General features: G+C 72.9%; 3 protein-coding genes. 1 reads left to right on the top strand and 2 read right to left on the bottom strand.

What is annotated here, in order from left to right; genetic code table 11:
- Positions 1-122 precede the first annotated feature (122 nt).
- The gene (locus HMPREF0731_RS09325) at positions 123-617 is read left to right on the top strand and encodes an RNA pyrophosphohydrolase (RefSeq protein ID WP_007003852.1); all 495 of its coding nucleotides are present in this window, start codon (positions 123-125) and stop codon (positions 615-617) included.
- A gap of 115 nt (positions 618-732) precedes the next feature.
- On the opposite strand, the gene HMPREF0731_RS09320 is transcribed toward HMPREF0731_RS09325, so the two are convergent.
- Together HMPREF0731_RS09320 and HMPREF0731_RS09315 are read right to left on the bottom strand one after the other, a co-directional pair.
- Positions 733-2,055 carry a TldD/PmbA family protein gene (locus HMPREF0731_RS09320; RefSeq protein WP_007003851.1) on the bottom strand — a complete coding sequence of 441 codons (1,323 nt, stop codon included), beginning with the start codon at positions 2,053-2,055 and terminating at the stop codon, positions 733-735.
- Positions 2,052-3,317: a M16 family metallopeptidase gene (locus HMPREF0731_RS09315; RefSeq protein ID WP_007003850.1), complete on the bottom strand. Its 1,266-nt coding sequence runs from the start codon at positions 3,315-3,317 to the stop codon at positions 2,052-2,054. Before HMPREF0731_RS09315 ends, HMPREF0731_RS09320 begins: the two co-directional genes overlap by 4 nt.
- Between the last annotated feature and the right edge of the window lie 364 nt (positions 3,318-3,681).

Below are 3,681 nucleotides of genomic sequence, written 5' to 3'. Positions count from 1 at the left end.
CTGGTCGACCGCATCGCCGCCTGGGCCGCCGGGCTGGAGGCGCGCGGCCTGGTGCTGGCCCCCGCCAGCGCGCTGACGCGCTCGCCCGGCCCCGCCCCTTCCGCCGCCCGCTGAGAGTCCCGATGACCGCCGAGCTGCCCTATCGCCGCAATGTCGGCGCCGTGCTGTTCCACCGCGACGGGCGCGTGCTGATCGCCCGCCGCGCCGATGTGGCCGAAGCCGCCTGGCAATGGCCACAGGGCGGGCTGGACGCGGGCGAGGACCCCGCCGAGGCCGTGCTGCGCGAGCTGCGCGAGGAGATCGGCACCGCCAGCGCCCGCATCCTGGGCGAGGTGCCGGAGTGGCTGAATTACGACCTGCCGCCGGAACTGGTGGGCAAGGCGCTGCGCGGCCGCTATCGCGGGCAGAGCCAGAAATGGTTCGCCCTCGGCTTCACCGGGGATGAGTCGGAAATCCGGCTGGACCAGGACCCGCATCCGGAATTCAGCGCTTGGCGCTGGGCGGCGCTGGAAGAGGTGCCGGAGATCGTGGTGAGCTTCCGCCAGCCGATCTACCGGCGGGTGGCGGCGGCGTTCGCGCCCTTCAAGACTTGGGCGGCAGGGGGCTCCGCCCCCTGAACCCCCGCTGGGGGGACAGGGTCCCCCCAGACCCCGCCATCTGTTGGCGCCAAACTGAAGGCGGGGTCCGGGGTGGCCCTGCCACCCCGGTGGGGGCGCGGGGGCAAAGCCCCCGCTAACTCCCGGCGACCGTCAGATCATCGATCCGCAGCGTCGGCGCATCCATGCCCCGGCGGAAGGTGAGATCCCCCGCCGCGCGCAGCCGCAGCAGCATGTCTTTCAGATTGCCGGCGATGGTGATGCCGGAGACCGGCTCGGCGATCTCGCCGCCCCGGATCATGAAGCCGGCGGCGCCACGGCTGTAATCGCCGGTGACGCCGTTCACCCCCATGCCGATCAGCTCGGTGACATAGATGCCCTCGGCGATGTCGGCCATCAGCGCCTGGGGCGTGCCCTGGCCGCCCTCCAGCCACAGGTTGGTGGTCGCCGGCGAGGGCGGGCCGGAAACGCCACGGCTGGCATGGCCGGTGGAGCGCAGGCCGAGCTGCCGCGCGCTGCGCGCATCCAGCACCCAGCTGGCCAGCACGCCATCCTCGACCAGCGCCAGCGGCGCGGTCGGCATGCCCTCCCCGTCGAAGGGGCGGGAGCGCAGGCCCCGGCGGCGGCGCGGATCGTCGCGCACCGTCAGGCCCGGGGCCAGCACCGCCTGCCCCATGCGGTCGCGCAGGAAGGAGGTGCCGCGCGCCACGCTGGCGCCGTTCAGCGCGCCCACCAGATGGCCGAGCAGCGAGGCCGCCACGCGCGGGTCATAGACCACGCTGCGCTTCGCGGTGGCCGGCCGGGCCGGGTTCAGCCGGCGCAGCGCCCGGCTGGCGGCGGCATGGCCAAGGCCGGCGGCCTCTTCCAGATCGGCCAAGTGGACCGCGCTGCTGTAGTCGTAGTCGCGCTCCATGCCGGTGCCTTGGCCGGCGACGGCGGTGACCGAGATGGAATGGCCGCTGCGGGCATATTCGCCGCGGAAGCCCTGGCTGGTGGCGAGTGCGATCTCGCTGCGGGAGAAGCCGGCCTCGGCCTCCACGCTGGCGATGCCGGCGTGGGAGAGCGCGGCCTCCTCGGCCAGCGCCGCGCGGGCCAGCAGCGCGTCGGCATCCGGCTCGGCCGGGTCGTTCAGCTCGAGGTCGACCGGGGTGTAGGGGTGGTGCTCGCCCAGGCCGCCGAACGCATCCTCCGGCACGGCGCGGGCCATGGCGACGGCGCGCTCGGCCAGGGCCTGGAAGCCGCGCGGATCGGCGTCGGTGGCCGAGACGATGGCCTGGCGGCGGCCGACAAAGACCCGCAGGCCGAGATCCAGCCCCTCGGAGCGTTCCAGATGCTCGACCTGGCCCAGGCGGCGCTGCACGGAGAGCGAGGCGCCGGTGGCCAGCAGCGCATCCGCCGCCTCCGCCCCCGCCGCGCTTGCGGCGGCGAGCAGGGCGTCGAGCCGGTCGAGCCGGTTCATGCGGCGAGCTTTTCCGCGATGCTGGGCAGGCCCGGCACCTTGCCGGCCGGGCCGAGCGCCGCCAGCGTCGGGCGGGAGCGGAAGATCTGCGCCGCCACCGCCTGCACCTGGTCGACCGTCACGGCCGCGATCTTCGCCTTGGTCTCCTCGACCGGGATGATGCGGCCATGCACCTGGATCTGCCGCGCCAGCTGCTCGCAGCGGCTGCCGGTGGATTCGAGGGACATCAGCACCGAGGCGCGCAGCTGCGCCTTGGCGCGGTCCAGCTCCTCCTGGGTGACGTCGTGCTGCACGCGGCGCAGCTCCTCCAGCGCCACCGGGACCAGCTCGGCCGCCTGCTCCTCGCCGGTGCCGGCGTAGAGGGCGAAGAGGCCGCTGTCGCGGAACATCTGGGTGAAGGAGTAGATCGAGTAGACGAGGCCGCGCTTCTCCCGGATCTCCTGGAACAGGCGCGAGGACATGCCGCCGCCGAGCAGGGTGGAGAGCAGCATGGCCGGGTAGTGGCCCGCCGTCGCGACCGCCGGCCCCTCGAAGCCCAGCACGACATGGACTTGGTCGAGGTCGCGCTCCTCGCGGAACTCGCCGCCGCCATAGCGGGCGGTCTCGGCCGGGCTCGGCGAGACCAGCGGCAGGTCGGCGAAATGCCGGCCGACCAGCTCGACCAGCTTCTCATGCTCCAGCGCGCCGGCGGCGGCGACGACCATGCGGCTCGGCCCGTAATGGCGGCGCATATAGCCGGTCAGCACCTCACGCCCCATGCCGCCCACCGTGGTCTCGGTGCCCAGCGTCGGGCGGCCCATCGGCTGCTCGGGGAAGGCGGTGGCCTGGAAATGGTCGAACACGATGTCGTCCGGCGTGTCGTTCGCCTGGCCGATCTCCTGCAGGATGACGCCGCGCTCGCGCTCCATCTCCTCGGGGATGAAGGTGGAATGCGTCAGGATGTCGCCGATGATGTCGGCGGCCAGCGGCATGTCCTCCTTCAGCACCTTGGCGTAGTAGGCGGTGTTCTCCCGCGCCGTGTAGGCGTTCAGGTGGCCACCGACATTCTCGATCTCGCGGGCGATGGCGGCGGCGTCGCGCCGCGCCGTGCCCTTGAAGGCCATGTGCTCGAGGAAGTGGGAGGCGCCATTCTCGGCGGCGGATTCGTCGCGCGTGCCGGCATGGACATAGGCGCCGATCGAGACCGTCTCGACCCGTGGCATGGTCTCGGAGACGATGGTCAGGCCGTTCGGAAGGCGCGTCAGCCGCACCGCATCAGACATGTGTTCACTGTTCCCTGGTGGCCCGCCGGGCTGGCGCGCGGCGGGCTTGCATCTGCCTTGAAGGCCCAATGTAGGCCGGAAACCCCGTTTCTGCGACCCTGCAGCGGGGGCAGGCCTGCTCCCCGAGTGTTGCACGGGAATGCTGGTGTCCGGTGAACACCGGCCTCCCCATCTGAAGGGGGCGTTGTGTCATGGCCCGTGCGGCCAAGGGGGATCGAAGGGGGGCCGGGGGCCATGCGGATGGGACGGGGAAGGCTGCTGCGCGCGGCCGGTCTGGCGCTGCTTTGCCTGGGAATCGGGGGCGCCGCGCTGGCGCCACCGGCCGAGGCGCGGCAGCAGCGGCGCGAGGCGGAGGCCAGCCGCC

The organism is Pseudoroseomonas cervicalis ATCC 49957, from assembly GCF_000164635.1.
In the GTDB taxonomy this organism is placed as follows: domain Bacteria; phylum Pseudomonadota; class Alphaproteobacteria; order Acetobacterales; family Acetobacteraceae; genus Pseudoroseomonas; species Pseudoroseomonas cervicalis.
Note: the sequence above shows the minus strand (reverse complement) of the source record. Positions and strands in the feature narration are given on the sequence as shown.